Source organism: Micromonospora sp. WMMD737, assembly GCF_049179055.1.
Classification (GTDB): Bacteria; Actinomycetota; Actinomycetes; order Mycobacteriales; family Micromonosporaceae; genus Micromonospora; species Micromonospora reichwaldensis.
The window spans coordinates 1365230-1381916 of the sequence record NZ_JBMHMH010000001.1 but is presented as its reverse complement, the minus strand read 5'-3'; the positions used below and the strand labels follow the sequence as shown (position 1 = coordinate 1381916).

Here is a 16687-nt window from a genome sequence, read left to right as displayed (position 1 = left end):
TGTCACGTGGCACGATGCGGGGTGGACCCGAGCGGGGGAGGCGGCAGTGTCGATGCCCGTTGCCGAGCTGAGTGAGCTGCGACGTCGCCTGTCGCGGGTGATCCTCGTCCATGTCGCGCTCTCGGTCGGGTTCGCGCTGCTCGCGGCGGGCGGCGTGTCGTCGCCCGCCCGGCGGGCGGGGGCGTTCGCCGTGCCGTGGCTGGTGATCGGGGCCGCCGGCGCGCTCGGTGCGTTGCTCATCGCCGCCGCCGCGTGGCGGCTGCGCGCGGGCCTCGCGGCGGGACGGTCGTCGGGGAGCCGGTGGGCAGTGCGGTGGGAGGCGTCGGCCCGCCTGGGCATGGCGCTCGCGGCGGCGGTGGCGCTCGCCGCCGGTGTCGCCGTGGCGCCGGCCGGGTCGGAGCGGGGATTCGTGATCGGGGTGGACGTGGCCCTCGCCGGCGCGCTCGCGCTGTTCGCGCTGGCGGCCGGCGACGTTCGCCGGGCCGTCCGTTCGGCGGAGCGGGCCGCCGCGACGCCGGCCGGATGAACGGCTGGGCTCACCGCCGGAGGGTGGGGGTGAGCGTGACGGGCACCGTGACGACGTGGGTGCGCGTCCCGTCGTCCGCCGAGACCTCGTACACCTCGATTGCGCCGGCCTGCTCCCGGGGCACCCGGTAGGTCACGGCGACCCGGTAACCGCCCCGGCAGCCCGTGCCGCAGGTGGCCGTGGTGAAGGTGGTCGCCACCGCACGGCCGGCGGCGTCGAGCACCCGCACCGTGACGGTCGCCTCGAAGACCTGGGCGGTGCCGGTGACGGTCACGGGGCTGATGACGCGTTCGCCGATGGTCGGACCGGCCACCACGATCGGCGGCAGCAGGTCCGCGTAGTCGCTCCGGCCCACCGGAGGACCGGCGGAGAGGCGCACCCGCCGTACGGTGGGGAACTGGGTGAGCGTGTAGACCACCTGCGCCTCGCGCAGCCGCCGCCCCACGGAGTCGCCGCCGGCCGGGGCGGGCGCGACCGTCGCCACGCCGTCGGCGATGCCGGTGACCTCGCCGCCGGTCAGCAGGGTGGTCAGCCCGGTGGCGGCCTCCACCGGCGTCGGGCCGGCGGCCAGCTCGGTCAGTGCCAGGCGGGACGTCGCCACGGTGGCCGGCCGGGTGCGCCGGGTGGGCGTGATCCGCCCGTCCCGGACGTACCACAGCTCGACGGTGACCGTCCGGGGGCGTGCCGGCGCGACGGTGGTCGGCGCGGGCGCTGCGGCTCGGCTCGGCTCGGCCGGCGGTCGCGGCGGCGCGGTGGTGGGCGGCGGCTCCGGTGCGACGGCGGTGGTGGCCGGCGGCGGCGCGGTGGGCGCGGGGCCGAGCGAGCCGGACCGCGGTGCGGCGCACCCGGCCGGCAGGACCGCCGCGGCGAGCAGGGCGGCGACCGCCGTGTGCCGTCTCATCCCGCGCCATCCGGTGCCGGCGGCCGTGGCACGGCCGGCAGGTCCAGGCGGAAACGGGTGAGCACCGCCGGTTCGCTGTGCACGCCGAGCCGCCCGCCGAGCAGGTGGGCGTTGTCCCGGGCGATGGCCAGGCCCAGGCCGTTGCCCCGCCCGGAGCGGGCCGGGTCGACCTTGTGGAAGCGGTCGAACAGGCGCGGCAGGTGCTCGGCCGGGATGCCCGGGCCCTGGTCGGTGACCTCGAAGACGACAAGCGGTCCGTCGCCGGCCACGGTGGCCCGGATCTCGCCGGCGCCGTGCTCGACCGCGTTGGCGATCAGGTTCGCCAGCACCCGCTCCAGCCGACGCGGGTCGGTGCGCAGTGGGACCGGAGCGCCGGCGACCACCACCCGGTCCGACCAGCCGCGCGCCGCGACGATCGCCCGCAGCAGCGCGACCGGGTCGACGGCGGTGACGGCGAGCCGTTCCCTCCCGGCGTCCAGCCGAGAGATCTCCATCAGGTCCTCGACCAGCCGGCGTAGCCGGACCACGTCGGTGACCAGCAGCTCCGCCGCGCGCCGCGCGTCGGCCGGCAACTCGTCGAGGTGCTCGCGCAGCAACGACGCCGCGGCCACCAGGGCGGTCACGGGGGTACGCAGTTCGTGCGCCACGTCGGCGGTGAACCGCCGCTCCCGGAGCTGGGCCGCCGACAACGCCTCGATCTTCGACTTCAGCGCCTCCGCCATCTCGTTGAACGCTGCGGACCAGGCGCTGAACTCGTCGCGTCCCCGTACCGGCAGACGGGTGTGGAGCAGCCCTTCCGTGAGGGCGCGCGCGGCCAGGCTGGCCCGGCCGACCGGCTCCAGCGTGCGACGGGCGAGCGTGTGCCCCACCCCGGCGGCGAGCAGCACCACCAGCACCCAGCCGGCCAGCAGAGCCGTCCGCAGCTGGTCCAGGTCGGCGGCGAGGCCGTCCTCGAGGGTGACGACGTACAGCTCGGCCGTCGAGCCCGGAACACGGCCGCCGACCACGAGCAGCCGGGGCCGAGCCCCCGGCGACGACCGTTCGTAGCCGAGCTGTCCGGCCGCGACAGTGGCCCGCAGCCCGGCGCCCAGCGGCGGCGCGTACGCCCGGTGGGAGGGCAGCTCCTCGCCGTCGACCAGCACCACGTGCCGGCCGCTGCCCTCGAAGCTGGCCAGCAGCTCGCCGCGCCGTTCGTCGGTCAGGGGCAGGAACTGTCCGGCCAGGACGAGCCGGTAGCGGGCGTCGGCTGCGGCCTGATGCAGGGAGGCGTCGTAGCGGGCCTGGCGCAGCAGCAGCCAGGACCCGCCGGCCAGCAGCCCGGCGGAGACACCGGCGACGAGCACGAAGGCGATGGTCAGCCGGCGTCGCAGGCGACCCGGCGGGACGGCGCGGCCGGCCATCGCGTACGCCCCCTCAGCCCGGGGACAGCTTGTAGCCGGCCCCGCGCACGGTCCGTACGAGCCGGGGGTGGGCGGGGTCGTCCTCGACCTTGGCGCGCAGCCGCTGCACCGCCACGTCGACCAGCCGCGAGTCGCCGAGGAAGCCGTGCTGCCACACCCGGTCCAGCAGCAGCTCGCGGGTGAAGACCTGACCGGGGCGGCGGGCGAGTTCCAGCAGCAGGCGGAACTCGGTGGCGGTCAGCGCGAGTTCGCGTCCGTCCTTGCGGACGAGGAAGCTGCCCGGGTCTATCTCCAGCCCGCCGACCTCGATGACGGTCGTGACGACGGGGTCGCTCGCCCGGCGCAGCACGGACCGGACCCGGGCCACCAGCTCGGGTAGGTCGAACGGCTTGCGCAGGTAGTCGTCGGCGCCGCACTCGAGACCGACGACGACATCGACGGTGTCGGTGCGGGCGGTCAGCATCAGGATCGGCACGCCGCTGCTCCGGCGGATCTCCCGGCAGACCTCGAAGCCGTCGAGGCCGGGAAGCATGACGTCGAGGACGATCAGGTCGGGCGGCCGGGCGCGCCAGGCGGCGAGCCCCTCCCGCCCGTCGCGCGCGGTGTCGACCCGGAAGCCGGCGCGGCGCAGCCCGAGGGCGGTGACCTCCCGGATGGAGGCATCGTCCTCGACGACCAGCACGCGGCCCTCCACCATTCGAGGGTAGCCCCGGGACGATCCGCGTCGACCTGGCGAAACGGACGGTGTCGGGGGTCCGGCCGGCGCCGGTACCCCCGACACCGTGTCGGTCACTGCTGCCACTGGTGCGCCACGTCGAGCACGATCCGGCTGTGCGTGCCCGGTCCGGCCAGCACGGTCAGCCGGAACGGCAGGCGGGCCCGCACACCGATCGCAAAGGTCGTGTAGCCCTCGAAGCTGCCGCCGAAGACCACGTCCCGCAGGGTCGGGTGGCGCAGCAGGTTCGCGACGTGCTCGCCGACCCGGTACGGCACGGTGCCGACGTGCGTGTCGTCGTACGCCGGGGCGCGCAGGGAGACCCGCAGCAGCTCGTCGCCGGCGGTGTACGGGGACAGCGCCAGGCCCTCGCCCTCGGTCCAGGTCTCGCCGTAGCCGACGGTGTAGCCGCTGATCGGACCGGCGAACTCGAACACCACCCGGTCGAAGCAGTCGTGCCGTCCGACGCGTACGTCGACCAGCGGGGCGTCGCTCGGCGTGCCGGCCGACTTCGACGCGCTGCCCCAGGTGATCCCGCAGTACGGCGCCCCGGTCGCCGCCGCGGTGGTGGTCGCCGCGGTGCCGGTGCCGGCGCCGGCCACCAGTCCGGCGAGCACCACGACCAGGGCCGTGAGTCCATTTCTGATCCGCATGGTCTTCTCCCGTGATCTCGTTCCTCCGTGGTGTCCGGCCTCGTGGCCGGGCCGTGGGATCCACGGTGGAACCGCTCGACGGCAGCAGCTTCGCCGTGCGGTAACGCAGGCGTAACAGACGCGGCGGACGGGAATCGCGGGCAGGCGGGCCGGGCGGGAGCGCCGGTATGACGATTCCGTTATGCCGCATATCGGCGACCCTGGCTCTAGCATTCACGTACATCGATGACCGGCGGTGGCACGCCGCCGGACAACCCAGGGAGTGCGTGTATGTTCCGACGACAACTGCTGCACGCGGCGACCGCCGCGCTGGCGGCGGTGCTGGCCGCAACCGGAATGCAGGTTGCCACCGGCGCGAGCGCGTCCGCCGACACGGGCGCGTCCGCCGCCCGGACCGTCTACTACGACGCGAGCCGGGCCGGCGAGTTCCGCACCAACTTCGACCAGGCCGCGGCCATCTGGAACAGCCAGGTCAGCAACGTCCAGCTGGTCGCCCGTACGCCGGGCAACGTCACCATCTACGTCGACAGCGGCTGGCCGCGCGCGCAGGTCACCAGCCTCGGCGCCGGCCGGGTCTGGATGGGCTGGACCGCCGTCAACCAGGGCTACAACCGCACCCGCATCGCCACTCACGAGCTCGGCCACATCCTCGGCCTGCCCGACCGGCGTACCGGGCTCTGCTCCGACCTGATGTCCGGCAGCAGCGCGCCGGTCTCCTGCACCAACGCCTACCCGAGCGCCGCCGAGGCGTCCCGGGTGAACCAGCTCTTCGCCGGCGGTCTCGCCGCGGCGGAGGCGCCGACCGGCACGTTCACGTGGAACGACGGCGACGACATCTCGCCGCAGGTGGTCAACGGCCGCCCGGCGAGTGAGAACTACCCGTGGATGGTGTACGTCTCCGGCTGCACCGGCACCCTGATCAAGGCCAACTGGGCGGTCACCGCCAAGCACTGCGGGACCCCCTCCTCGGTGCGGGTCGGCAGCATCAACCGCACCAGCGGGGGCACCGTCGTCTCCGTGATCCGGGCGGTCAACCACCCGAGCGTCGATGTGAAGCTGCTCCAGCTGGGCAGCTCGGTCAGCTACGCCCCGGCGCCGATCCCGACCACCTCCGGCGCGGTCGGCACCGCCACCCGCATCATCGGCTGGGGCCAGACCTGTGCTCCCCGGGGCTGCGGCAGCGCCCCGACCATCGCGAACGAGCTGGACACCTCGATCGTGGCGGACAGCCGCTGCCTCGGCATCAACGGCCCGTACGAGATCTGCACCAACAACACCAACGGCAACGCGGGCGCCTGCTACGGCGACTCGGGCGGCCCGCAGGTGCGCCGGATCAACGGTGCGTGGGCCCTGATCGGCGCCACCAGCCGGGCCGGCAACAACAACTCCACCTGCGCCACCGGCCCGTCCATCTACGTGGATCTGCCGTCCATCCGCTCCTGGATCAACACCCAGGTCGGCGGCCTGCCGGCCTGACCCACCACGGTACGGGGGACGCCGCCTGCGGCGTCCCCCGTAGCGTCGTCGCCCGGGTCGTACGGCCGGGGCGTCACGCGGCGACCACCCGGAGTGCGGTACGGTGCCTGGCACATCGACCCCCCTTTCGAGGTGAACCATGCATGTCGTGGCCGCGCTCGCCCTGACCCTGGCGCTCGCTCCCGCGCCGACGCCGACGGCCTCCGGCGGGCCGGTCGGTGACCTGCTCGGCGGCGTCGGGCGGGTCGTCGACGACCTGCTCCAGGGAGGCGGCCGGGCCACCCCGGGGACCTCCCCGACTCCCGTGCCGTCCCGCTCTGCGCCGCCCGCCCCGTCCCCGGCCGGCCCGTCGGCCGCGCCGGCTGTCCCGGCGGCGCCGGGCCGGTCGACGCCCGCGTCCAGCCCCGGGGGCGCGTCCGCGCCCGCACCCGCCGGCGACCGGCCTGCCGGGCGACCGGCCGAGCGGGAGGCCGAGGCGCCGGGTCCGCCCGGGCAGGGTGCCGCCTCCGACGCCCCCTCGACGGTCGCTTCCCCGCCACGCGAGGGCGAGGGGGGAGCGGACCGGTGGCTGGTCCACGGACTGGTGCTGGGCGTCCTGGCAGTGCCCGTGCTGTTCGTCCTGCACCGACGGCGGCGGCCCGCCGCCGCGGCCACCGGCCCGGCTGGCCCGGCCAACCCGGCTGGCCCGGCCAACCCGGCCAACCCGCCGACCCCGGCCCTCGCCCCCGAGCCGGACGACGAGCCCGTGGCCGACAACGTGACCCACCTGCCGACGGAACTGAACGCGATCTACGAACTCGGCCGGCTCGACGAGCGGCTCAGCCAGGAGCGCAACCGTCGGTCCTGAGCCGGGTACGGGTGGCGACGGTGGACACCACGCTGGGCGGGACCGGGCAGGGGCGGGTGGCTCGGGTCTGTCCGCCGCCGGCGCCGCGCGAGCCCTCGGCATGGCATGACGAAAGGGCCGGCCCCTTGTGGGGCCGGCCCTTGTCGTTGGGTGTTGCCGGGTGCGTGTCGCTGGGTGGTGCGTGTCGCTGGTGAGGGTCAGGCGGTGTAGCCGCGGGTGGCGATCCAGTCGGCGAGGTTGTCGACGCTCATCCGGTAGGAGGCCTGGTTGGGGTCCGCGGAATCAGCAATCGTCACGGTGTTGCCGTTGTCGCGGTAGCCGACGACGCTGATGTAGTGCCCGCCTTCGAAGGAGTGGGTGGTGCCGTCGGTGTCGGTGGCGGTGCCGGCGATGTTGGCGACGATGGCGTGGCCTTCGTCGATGGCGGTGACGATGTCGGCGCGTAGCTTGTCGGTCTGCTTGTCGTCGGCCTTCGGCTCACGGATCTCGACGGACTGGTAGGCGTCCTTGCCGGTCTCCTTGTTGAGGACGGGGGTGATGTCGTTGATGGAGTTGGTGCCGGCTTCGGTGGTGCCCATGCGCTGGGCCATGCCGTCGACGTCGATGTTCTTGCCCTGCACGCTCAGGGCGTTGCGGGCGGCGGCGGGGCCGCAGTAGTAGAAGTTGGGCTGTGCTTCGTAGCGCACGCCGAGTTCGCGCTCGCTGCCCTTGCGGTCCTGGGCGGCGGTGGTGGGCTTGGCCTCGGCGGGGGCGGCGAGGGCGGTGGTGACGGGGCCGGCGATGGCGCCGCCGGTGAAGGCGAGCCCGGCAGCGGTCAGGGCGGTCTTACGCAGGATGTCGGTACGCATGGTGGCAGCACCTTTCGATCGGGGGTACGCGACACACACCACGGGGGGACCGGTGGCATCGCGGGCTGAGGGAAAGGTCGAGATGTTCGGGGGCCTGCGGCCGGCGGGGGCCGGCCGGGCTCGTCCCGGGGGATGCAACCGGTCGGGCCGGCCACACATTCCACCGTCTCGCGGGCCCGTCCGGTGCGGCGGTCGCCTGCTCGGTGGTCCGGGGATGTAACCACCGTGGGCGGCCGGTCATTCCGGCGGCCCGGCGCCCGGGGTGAGGCGGAGGTACTCGGTGGTCCGGGGATGTAACCACGCCGGCCCGGCCCGCATTCCGCCGACCACCGGCCGGCGAACGGGCCTGGTCACGCGGCCGCGATGGTGACAACGACCCGGCACCCCGGCCCATGCCCACCCGACCCGTGACGCCCACCACCGCCGCCGTCCGGGGCGACGGGTGGAACACCATGGGTGTCACCGGGGCCGGGAGACACCCATGGTGTTCCACTGGTGGCCGGGTCGCCGGCGTCCCTGCTCTCGGATCCGTGCGCTGCGCCTCCGGCCGGCCACCCTGCCGTCACCATGTCGGCCACATGTGGCATATGTCCCATTTTGGGCACCCCTGCGACGGAGCCCCATCCGGACGCGGGGCGTGAACCGGACGACCCGCGCGGACGTTTCATCGGCGGCTGCGGAGACCTTGGCAGAGTCGGGCCCCTGGCGGGGCCCGTTCCTTCCAAGATCGGTCAGTGGCCGGCGGCGGGCGGCAGGCGGCGTTCGATGGTGACGGTCGTGCCTTCGGCGGTGGAGACCAGTCGCACGTCGCCGTACGCGTTCATCAGCGTGGCACCACGCCCCCGGTCCATGGCCGGACGACGGTCCCGCCACGTGCCGAAGTCACGCACCGAGATCCGTACCGTGCCATCGGCCACCCGCAGTCGCACCCGCACCTCGGGGCGGGTGGGGCGTTGGGCGTGCTCGACGGCGTTGTTGACCGCCTCGGAGGCGGCCAGCAGGAGGTCGGCCACGGTGTCCGGATCGACGTCCAGGTCCTCCAGTGAGGCCCGCACGTCCCGGCGCATCGCGGCGGCGGAGGTGGGTTGTGCGGGGTACGTCCAGCCCGTTTCCAGCGCGGCCGGCTGCTCGGGAGCCGGCCGCCGGTCCCCGTCATGGGCGTACTCTCCGTCCCCGCCGACCGACGGTTCGGGGCCCGGCGCGGCAGGCGGGCCGCTCACCGGAGGGCCACCCGCGTCCACGGGACCGTCATCCGAGGCCGGTGACCTGGCCGGGACGGGGCCGTCCGCCCCGCGTGCCGTGTCGCCGGGGCCGTCCGCGTCGTCCCGGTGGTGCCGCCGGGTGCCGTGCAGGGCGGAGCGGACCCGGGCGATCAACTCGGCGGCGGCGAAGGGCTTGACGACGTAGTCGTCCGCGCCCAGGTCGAGTCCCTCCACGCTGGCGTCGCCGCCGGCGCGCGCCGAGAGCACCACCACCGGCAACGTGCGGGTGCCGGCCTGCCCACGCAGCCGACGGACCAGCTCGAAGCCGTCGATCCCGGGCATCATCACGTCGGTGAGCAGCAGGTCGGGCTGTTCCCGGCGGATCGCCTCCAGGGCCTGCCGGCCGTCGCCGACCGTCTCCACCCGCCAGCCCTGCTCGCCCAGCAACCGGGCCAGGTACGCGCGCATGTCGGCGTTGTCGTCGGCGACGAGGATCCGCGCGCGCCGCAGCGCGTCCGTGGCACCGTACGCCGGCACCGGCGGCCCGGCCGGCGCGGACGCCCCCGCCTGCGTCGGATCGGCCAGCCAGCCGACCGCCTCCTGGACGGCGGCCCGGGCCGCGTCCCCGGCCCCGGCCAGGTCCGCGGCCGGACCGGCGCGCCGCCCGGCGGCGGACCAGGGCAGCGCCACGGTGAACGTCGTTCCCGTCCCGATCCGGCTCTCCACCCGCACGTCGCCGCCTTCGAGGCGGGCCAGCTCGCGGACCAGGGCGAGCCCGATGCCGGTGCCCTCGTGGCTGCGCGACCGGGTGCCCTGCACCCGGTGGAAGCGTTCGAAGAGCCGGGGCAGATCCTCCTCGGCGATACCGATGCCCGTGTCGGCGACGGTCAGCCGTACCTCGTCGTCGTCGGCGGTCAGCCCGACCCGGATCCGGCCGACGAAGGTGTACTTCAGCGCGTTCGACAGCAGGTTGGTGACGATGCGTTCCCAGTTGACCGGGTCGACGGAGACCGCGCGGGGCAGGGGCGGGCAGTCGACCTCCAGGCGCAACCCGGCGCGTTCGACGGCTGCCCGGAAGACGCTCGCCAGCTCGGTGGTGAGCCCGGCCAGGTCGACCTCGCGCGCCTGGCTGTGTGCCTGCCCGGCCTCGAGGCTGGAGAAGGTGAGCAGGCTGTTGACGAGGGTGAGCAGTCGGGTGGCGTTGCGCCAGGCGGTGTCGACCCGTTCCCGCTGCGTCGCGGACAGGGGATGCTCGTTGTCGTTGAGGGCGTCGGCCAGCGGGCCGAGCATCAGCGTCAGCGGGGTCCGGAACTCGTGGCTGACGTTGGTGAAGAAGCCGGTCTTGACCCGGTCCAGCTCGGCGAGCGCCTCGGCCCGCCGGCGCTCCTCCTCGTACGCCTGCGCGTTGCGTACGGCGACGGCCACCTGCTGGGCCAGCAGCGCGTGGAACGACCGGTACGCCTCGTCCAGCCCCCGGCTCGGGCTGACCCCGAGCAGCAGCACCCCGAGGGGCTGGCCCGCCTCGGCGGACGGCAGTGGCAGGGCGCGGGCGGTGCCGACCGGGTCGCCCCACGGCCCGCCGGGCAGGGCAAGTCGCCGCTCGACGCCGGCCACGTCGGTCGTCGTGCCGCCGGCGGCGGCCGCCAGCCCCCACTCGTGCTCCTCGCCCGCCGGCAGCGTGGCGGGCAGGGCCGCGGCCACCGGCTCCCCGCCGACGTGGGCGGCGCGGCGCAGCAGCGCGCCCTCGCGCAGGTAGATCGCGGCGAAGGGGACGTCCAGCGGGTGCCCGCCGATGGCCTCCGCGAGCCGGGCGCAGGTGCTCCGCACGTCGACGGTCCGCCCGTCGCCGCCGACGGACAGGTCGCGCAGCAGGCGCAGCCGGCGCTCACCGACGACCTGCTCGGTGACCTCGCTGCACACGGTGAGCACCCCCACCGTGCGTCCCTCGTCGTCGCGGGCGGGGGCGTGCGAGACGCTGAAGTACGCCTCCTCGCGGTATCCGGCGCGGTCGAGCAGCAGTCGCAGGGCCGGCACCCAGCTGGCGACCCCGGTCGCCATCGCCTCGTCGATCAGCGGGCCCAGCACGTCCCAGCCCTCGGCCAGGGTGACCCGCACGTCGCCGCCGAGCGCGTCGGGGTGTTTGTCGCCGATCAGGGCGGAGTACGCGTCGTTGTACAGCTGGGTGAAGCGGTCCCCCCACAGCAGCAGCATCGGGTAGCGGGAGGAGAGGACCATCCGGACGGCGGCGCGCAGGCTCTGCGGCCAGCCGTCGACCGGGCCGAGCGGGGTGGCGGCCCAGTCGAGGCGCGCCATCAGCCGCCCGGTCCCACCGCCGTCGGCGAACGGGTCCCCCGTGGGCCGTGTCACCCTCGGTCGCACCTCATCGCAGCCCTCACTTCCGGGCCCGACGACCCTTGCTGGTGTTACCCCGCACATCCTGGCACCCAGCTTCAGCTGCACGTCCGCCGGCACCCCAGCGCGTGTCTGTACCCAGGCCTGCGCATCTCCACACCTCCACCCACCAGATCGGGTGGGCGGCGTCAGCCCTCGGCCGCCCGGCGGCGCAGCAGCTCGACCGCCTCGTCGACCAGGCCGCCTTCGGTGAGCAGCGTCAGCAGCAGCGGCAGGTGCCGCCAGTCGCCGCCGTCCACCGCCTGCCGCAGCAGGCCGACCGCCTCGGCGTGCCGGCCCCGGGCGGCCAGCAGCGCGGCCAGCTCGTCGCGGGCGCGCGGATCGCCCTGCTCGGCGGCGATCCGCCAGTACCGTTCGGCCTCGTCGGTGCGGCCCTCCCCGGCGAGCAGCGCGGCGAGCCGGGCGGCGGCGTGCCAGTCGCCGTGCTCGGCACGGATCCGCAGCTCCTCCGTCCGCCCCCGGTCCGCCAGCAGGTCGACCAGGACGCTGCCCGCCCCGTTCGCGCCGGCCCGGTCGAGATCGCGCAGGTAGCCGGTCGGGTCGGGCACCGCCACCAGCCCGGCGGACTCCGGGCCGAAGAAGCGGCTGCCGCCGAACTCGCGCCGGAGCTGGTCGTCGAGGTCGTCGGCGAGCGCGATCATGGCCCGCAGGGCCAGCAGCAGGTGGGTGGGCGCGAAGTCCTGCCCGAAGACGGGGATGGACGCCCAGACCGTGTCGCCGGTGCAGTAGACGCGCCCGACCACGAGCCCGTTGGTGAGGTCGGAGAGCCGCCGGTACAGGGACTCGGTCGGGTTGACGCCGGTGAGCAGCGGAGAGAACACGTCGACCAGCGGCGGGTCGTCCTGCGCCCGTACGAAGATCATGGCCGAGCCGGCGCGGATGCCGACGTCGCCGTCGGCGTCGACGCGCAACTGGTCCGTGGTGACGCCGAGGAGGTCGGCGAGCACGGCCCTGACCCGGTGGGTCAGCTTCCCGCCGTCGTCGTCCTCGGCGCCGGGATCAGGGAGCGGGCCGGTGCTGCGGGCGGCGACCGGCCGTGCGGCCAGCGCGGCGGCGAGCCGCGTCCGGGCCGGCACGGGAACGGCCGTGGCGGTGGTGGCCGGGCGGGCGGCCAGCGCGGCGACGAACCTGCCCAGCAGGTTCTCACGCGGCGTCATCGTGCTCGCCGCTCGTGCCGTCCCGGCCGCTGCCGGCCGGTGGTTCCGTCACCCGGACCTGGTCGAACATCTTGGCGATCACCAGTGGCGCCGCGACCCCGAAGGTGAAGCTGGCGAAGGCCGTGGTGGCCAGGCCACCCGCCCCGGCCGCGGCGGCGAGGCCGGTGCCGGCCACGGTCCTGAGCAGCACCGCGAACACGACGATCGGGGCGTCCCGCCGGTCCCGCCACGGCCACTGCCACCGGCCCCCGGACTCGCTGGTCGGGCGCATCATCCCGGAGAGGTTCAGCGCCTCGGCCACCGCGCTGCCGACCAGTCCCCACATCGCGGCCATCCATAGAGACACATCCCTACCGTACTGACCGCCCGCCGCGGCGGTCGCACCAGCCCTCGGCTTCTCCGGCGACCACGTCGACGCCATCTGCGACGGTAGGGCGCGGGGGCAACGCGACGCCAGCCGACGTTGCGCGGTCCCGTCGTCTCGCCGTCGGCGACGGCTCGTATCCTTTCCGCGAACCTTCGGTGGGCTTTCGAGGATGAAAGGACACGGTGTGAGCAACCGGGCCGAGACGTTGGAGTTCCAGGCCGAGGCGCGTCAGCTGCTCCAGCTGATGGTCCACTCGATCTATTCGAACAAGGACGTCTTCCTGCGTGAACTGATCTCGAACGCCTCGGACGCGCTGGACAAGCTGCGCCTGGCGTCGATGGTCGACAAGGAGCTGGAGGCCGACACCTCCGACCTGCACATCGAGATCGAGGTCGACAAGGCGGCGCGCACGCTGACCGTCCGGGACAACGGCATCGGCATGTCCCGCGACGAGGTGGTCCAGGTGATCGGCACGATCGCCAAGTCCGGGACCGCCGAGCTGCTGCGCAAGCTGCGCGAGTCCTCCGACGCCGGGGCGCGGCAGGAGCTGATCGGCCAGTTCGGCGTGGGCTTCTACGCGGCGTTCATGGTCGCCGACCGGGTGGAGCTGGTGACCCGCCGGGCGGGGGAGAGCGGCGGCACCCGGTGGGAGTCGGCCGGTGAGGGCACGTACTCCGTCGAGTCGGTCGAGGAGGCGCCGCAGGGCACGTCGGTGACCCTGCACCTCAAGCCGGCCGACGACGAGGACAACCTGCACGACTACACCGCCGACTGGACGGTCCGGGAGATCGTCAAGCGCTACTCGGACTTCATCGCCTGGCCGATCCGGATGACCGTCGAGCGCCCCGGCGAGGGCGACGAGACGAGCACCGAGACCCAGACGCTCAACTCGATGAAGGCGCTCTGGGCCCGCTCCCGCGACGAGGTCGACGAGGCCGAGTACAAGGAGTTCTACAAGCACGTCAGCCACGACTGGGCCGACCCGCTGGACATCGTGCACATGCGGGGCGAGGGCACCTTCGAGTACGAGGCCCTGCTGTTCATCCCGTCGCACGCGCCGCTGGACCTGTTCGCTCCGCAGGGCCGCCGCGGCGTGCAGCTCTACGTCAAGCGCGTCTTCATCATGGACGACTGCGAAGCGCTCATGCCGAACTACCTGCGCTTCGTCAAGGGCGTCGTGGACGCGCACGACCTGTCGCTGAACATCTCCCGGGAGATCCTCCAGCAGGACCGGCAGATCCAGGTCGTCCGCCGTCGGCTGGTCAAGAAGATCCTGTCCACCGTCAAGGACATGAAGGCCAACCACGCCGAGCGTTACCGGACCTTCTGGACGGAGTTCGGGGCCGCCGTCAAGGAGGGCCTGATCGACGACACGGAGAACCGGGACACGCTCCTGGAGATCCTGTCGGTCGCCTCCACCCACGATCCGGCCGAGCCCACCGACCTCGCCGGCTATGTCGGCCGGATGAAGGACGGGCAGAGCGACATCTACTACGCCACCGGCGACTCGCGCACGATGATCGAGAACTCGCCGCACATGGAGGCGTTCCGCGCCAAGGGCTACGAGGTGCTGCTGCTCACCGACCCGGTCGACGAGGTGTGGATCGAGCGCGTCGGCCAGTACGACGGCCGGACGCTGCGCTCCATCGCCAAGGGCCAGGTGGACCTGGACACCGAGGAGGAGAAGAAGGAGGCCGAGGCCGAGCGCGAGCAGCAGCGCAAGGACTTCGCCGACCTGCTCACCTGGATGGGCGCCACGCTCGCCGACTCCGTCAAGGAGGTCCGCCTCTCCTCCCGGCTGACCACCTCGCCCGCCTGCGTCGTCGGCGACGCCCACGACATCACCCCCACGCTGGAGAAGATGTACCGGGCGATGGGGCACGAGGTGCCGACGGTCAAGCGGATCCTGGAACTCAACCCCGGCCACCCGCTGGTCACCGGCCTGCGCAAGGCGCACGAGCAGGGCGGCACGGAGGAGTCGCTGAAGGAGACCGCCGAGCTGCTCCACGGCCTGGCGCTGCTCGCCGAGGGTGGGGAACTTGCCGACCCGTCCCGGTTCACCCGCATGCTCGCCGACCGGCTCGCCCGTACCCTCTAGCCGCACGCACGGGTCGGCCGGCGGGGCGCCGCCGGCCGACCCGTGACCGGTCGGCTCGCACACCGGGCCGTCCCCCGGTTCGTCGGGGACCCATCGCGGGGTCGTCCTCGGCCAGGTGTCGTCGACCACCGGCCATGCCGGCGTGGGGGCGGGCCGACCCGAGCGTCCTTCTGCTCGAAGACCCCACCCGCCGCCTGCGTCGCGTCCCCCGCATGGACCCGAGCCGTCCGCCGGAACCCGCCGCGCCCCTGCCCGGAAAACTCCTGCGGGTAATCGGTCGTCCGTTCACGGAACGGGTCGTGATTCGTGTTTCTGGTGCGCGTACGAGAGTCGGTCTTTCACGGCCCGATCCTCGGCCGATCCACACCGCCTTTCCGCCCGGCCGCCCGGGACACGCGGGGCCGTGGTCGCAAGGGAGTGCGGGTCGCCGGCCGCTGCGTCGTCTACCGTGGTCAACGTCGTGACCAGCGGGCAAGGAACATCCCGCAACTTGCAGGGTGACGTGGTGCGCGCGCGGCCGAAGACGTGGAAATTGCGCGGCAGCGCATTGAAGAACGCCGATATTGACTTGCTCCCGAAATGGGCGCACCGTGAAGCGTGCGGCGGTAACCGGAGTCCCGGGAGTCGTTCGGCGATTCCGTTCGTTGCCATGGCGATCGAGGAGGCGGTCATGCGATTGGATCCGTTCGCAGGGACGTATCTCACGGATCCGGCGCAGGTGTGGCGGCGGCTCCTCGACGAGCCCGAGGGGGTGCGCCACGACCCGGACCTGGGGCTGTGGCTGATCACCCGGCACGCCGACGTGCGCCGCGCGCTGGGTGACGCGGAGGCATTCGGCAACGCCCTCACCCTCGCCCCGATCTACGACGTCTGCCCCGAGGCGATGGAGTTCATCGCCCGCATCGACGCGCCGCCCACCACCGCCGCCGCCGACCCCCCGGTGCACCCCCGAACCCGCCGGGCACTGCGGGCGACCTTCGCCAACACCGCCGAACGCGTCGAGCGCCGGTACGGTGCGATCGTCGAGCGCCGGGTCGACGAACTGGTGTCCCGGCTGGTCGACCGCGCCGACGGGCGGGCGGACCTCGTCGGCGAGTTCACCACCGAACTGCCCCTGCTGGTCCTGCTCGACATCCTCGGCGTGCCGGAGGGGGACGTCGGGCGGGTCAGGGCCTGGGGGGACGGCCAGATCGCGTTGCTCTGGGGGCAGCCGGACCCGGCCGAGCAGGTCCGGCTGGCCCGGGACCTGTGGGAGTTCTGGCGCTACTGCGAGCGGTTGGTCGGCGCCCGACTCGACGGTGGCCGGCACGGCGACGACTACGTCAGCCAACTGCTGGCGTACCGCGACGGCGACGACGAGGTGCTCACGGTGGCCGAGGTGTCGAGCATCGTGTTCAACCTCCTGGTCGCCGGGCACGAGACCACGGCCGGGCTGCTCGCCCACGCGCTCGACCAGGCGCTGTCGGGCCCGGGCCGGTGGCGGCAGCTCGGCGAGGACCCGCGCCGGATACCCGCGTTCCTGACCGAGACGCTGCGTTTCGCGCCCGCCATCGACGGTTGGCTGCGGGTGACCCGCCGACCCGTCACCCTGGGCGGCGTCACCATTCCGGCGGGTGTGCGCTGCCTGCTGCTGATCGGCGCCGCCAACCGGGACCCGGCGGTGTTCGCCCGGCCGGAGCAATTCGATCCGCACCGGTCCGACGCGGACGGGCACCTCTCGTTCGGGCACGGGCCGCACTTCTGCATCGGCGCGGCGCTGGCGCGGCTGGAGGCGGAAATGGCGCTGACCCGGCTCTGCCGAGCGGTTCCCGGACTGCGTCTGGCCCCCGGCCATCGCCGCTCGTACAAGGTCAACATCGCCTTCCGCGCGCACCGGAGCCTGCCGGTGGTCCTCGACACGACGGTGCCGTCCGGTGCTCCGGCGGCGCCCGTCGCCGGGTGACCAGCCGTCCCGTGGCGGCGCCGGTCCTGTTCTGCGGGCGGGTGCGTCGGCGGCGCCAGACCGGCTGCGCGCGGACCCGTGGGGTCGCCGCGGCCGGGCCGGCGCACCCCGACGGGCGACTACGCTCCGAAGTCACGTCTTCA

At 74.0% G+C, this 16687-nt stretch carries 13 protein-coding genes; 5 read left to right on the top strand and 8 right to left on the bottom strand.

The window, feature by feature from the left end; translation table 11 throughout:
• Window positions 1–46 precede the first annotated feature (46 nt).
• Window positions 47–526 (top strand): hypothetical protein, encoded by a 480-nt coding sequence (locus ACN27A_RS05325; protein ID WP_421450156.1) that lies wholly within the window; start codon window positions 47–49, stop codon window positions 524–526.
• A gap of 10 nt (window positions 527–536) precedes the next feature.
• Here ACN27A_RS05325 and ACN27A_RS05320 read toward each other — a convergent pair whose 3' ends face one another.
• The 4 genes from ACN27A_RS05320 to ACN27A_RS05305 form a co-directional block, all read right to left on the bottom strand.
• Entirely contained in the window at window positions 537–1427 is an 891-nt protein-coding gene (locus ACN27A_RS05320; protein ID WP_421450155.1) for a Gmad2 immunoglobulin-like domain-containing protein, read from the bottom strand.
• Complete coding sequence (locus ACN27A_RS05315; protein WP_421450154.1) at window positions 1424–2827, bottom strand: ATP-binding protein; 1404 nt, start codon at window positions 2825–2827, stop codon at window positions 1424–1426. The genes ACN27A_RS05320 and ACN27A_RS05315 overlap by 4 nt, the downstream gene beginning before the upstream one ends.
• 13 nt (window positions 2828–2840) lie before the next feature.
• Complete coding sequence (locus ACN27A_RS05310; protein WP_421450153.1) at window positions 2841–3521, bottom strand: response regulator; 681 nt, start codon at window positions 3519–3521, stop codon at window positions 2841–2843.
• A gap of 95 nt (window positions 3522–3616) precedes the next feature.
• Complete coding sequence (locus ACN27A_RS05305) at window positions 3617–4195, bottom strand: AMIN-like domain-containing (lipo)protein (protein WP_421450152.1); 579 nt, start codon at window positions 4193–4195, stop codon at window positions 3617–3619.
• Between the two features lie 225 nt (window positions 4196–4420).
• Here ACN27A_RS05305 and ACN27A_RS05300 point away from each other — a divergent pair, with 225 nt between their 5' ends.
• Window positions 4421–5671: a snapalysin family zinc-dependent metalloprotease gene (locus ACN27A_RS05300; protein WP_421450151.1), complete on the top strand. Its 1251-nt coding sequence runs from the start codon at window positions 4421–4423 to the stop codon at window positions 5669–5671.
• A gap of 139 nt (window positions 5672–5810) precedes the next feature.
• Window positions 5811–6518 (top strand): hypothetical protein, encoded by a 708-nt coding sequence (locus ACN27A_RS05295; RefSeq protein WP_421450150.1) that lies wholly within the window; start codon window positions 5811–5813, stop codon window positions 6516–6518.
• A 197-nt stretch (window positions 6519–6715) separates the two neighbouring features.
• Here the strand turns inward: ACN27A_RS05295 and ACN27A_RS05290 are convergent, their stop codons facing one another.
• The 4 genes from ACN27A_RS05290 to ACN27A_RS05275 form a co-directional block, all read right to left on the bottom strand.
• Window positions 6716–7366, bottom strand: a complete 651-nt coding sequence (locus ACN27A_RS05290) for a C39 family peptidase (protein ID WP_421450149.1) — start codon at window positions 7364–7366, stop codon at window positions 6716–6718.
• Window positions 7367–8097: 731 nt separating this feature from the next.
• Window positions 8098–10935 (bottom strand): ATP-binding protein, encoded by a 2838-nt coding sequence (locus ACN27A_RS05285; protein WP_421450148.1) that lies wholly within the window; start codon window positions 10933–10935, stop codon window positions 8098–8100.
• Between the two features lie 173 nt (window positions 10936–11108).
• Window positions 11109–12137, bottom strand: a complete 1029-nt coding sequence (locus ACN27A_RS05280) for a T3SS (YopN, CesT) and YbjN peptide-binding chaperone 1 (RefSeq protein WP_421450147.1) — start codon at window positions 12135–12137, stop codon at window positions 11109–11111.
• Window positions 12124–12483, bottom strand: a complete 360-nt coding sequence (locus ACN27A_RS05275; protein WP_421450146.1) for a hypothetical protein — start codon at window positions 12481–12483, stop codon at window positions 12124–12126. Before ACN27A_RS05275 ends, ACN27A_RS05280 begins: the two co-directional genes overlap by 14 nt.
• A 205-nt stretch (window positions 12484–12688) precedes the next feature.
• Here ACN27A_RS05275 and htpG point away from each other — a divergent pair, with 205 nt between their 5' ends.
• Both htpG and ACN27A_RS05265 read left to right on the top strand, forming a co-directional pair.
• Window positions 12689–14602: a molecular chaperone HtpG gene (gene htpG / locus ACN27A_RS05270; RefSeq protein WP_421450145.1), complete on the top strand. Its 1914-nt coding sequence runs from the start codon at window positions 12689–12691 to the stop codon at window positions 14600–14602.
• A 670-nt stretch (window positions 14603–15272) separates the two neighbouring features.
• Window positions 15273–16544, top strand: a complete 1272-nt coding sequence (locus ACN27A_RS05265) for a cytochrome P450 (RefSeq protein ID WP_421450144.1) — start codon at window positions 15273–15275, stop codon at window positions 16542–16544.
• Window positions 16545–16687 lie beyond the last annotated feature (143 nt).

Bases quoted from the DNA above. Each gene is read 5' to 3' on its own strand.
- ACN27A_RS05320 (WP_421450155.1), bottom strand. From the start codon at position 1,427: ATGAGACGGCACACGGCGGTCGCCGCCCTGCTCGCCGCGGCGGTCCTG.
- ACN27A_RS05315 (WP_421450154.1), bottom strand. From the start codon at position 2,827: ATGGCCGGCCGCGCCGTCCCGCCGGGTCGCCTGCGACGCCGGCTGACC.
- ACN27A_RS05305 (WP_421450152.1), bottom strand. From the start codon at position 4,195: ATGCGGATCAGAAATGGACTCACGGCCCTGGTCGTGGTGCTCGCCGGA.
- ACN27A_RS05300 (WP_421450151.1), top strand. From the start codon at position 4,421: ATGACCGGCGGTGGCACGCCGCCGGACAACCCAGGGAGTGCGTGTATG.
- ACN27A_RS05295 (WP_421450150.1), top strand. From the start codon at position 5,811: ATGCATGTCGTGGCCGCGCTCGCCCTGACCCTGGCGCTCGCTCCCGCG.
- ACN27A_RS05290 (WP_421450149.1), bottom strand. From the start codon at position 7,366: ATGCGTACCGACATCCTGCGTAAGACCGCCCTGACCGCTGCCGGGCTC.
- ACN27A_RS05280 (WP_421450147.1), bottom strand. From the start codon at position 12,137: ATGACGCCGCGTGAGAACCTGCTGGGCAGGTTCGTCGCCGCGCTGGCC.
- ACN27A_RS05265 (WP_421450144.1), top strand. From the start codon at position 15,273: ATGCGATTGGATCCGTTCGCAGGGACGTATCTCACGGATCCGGCGCAG.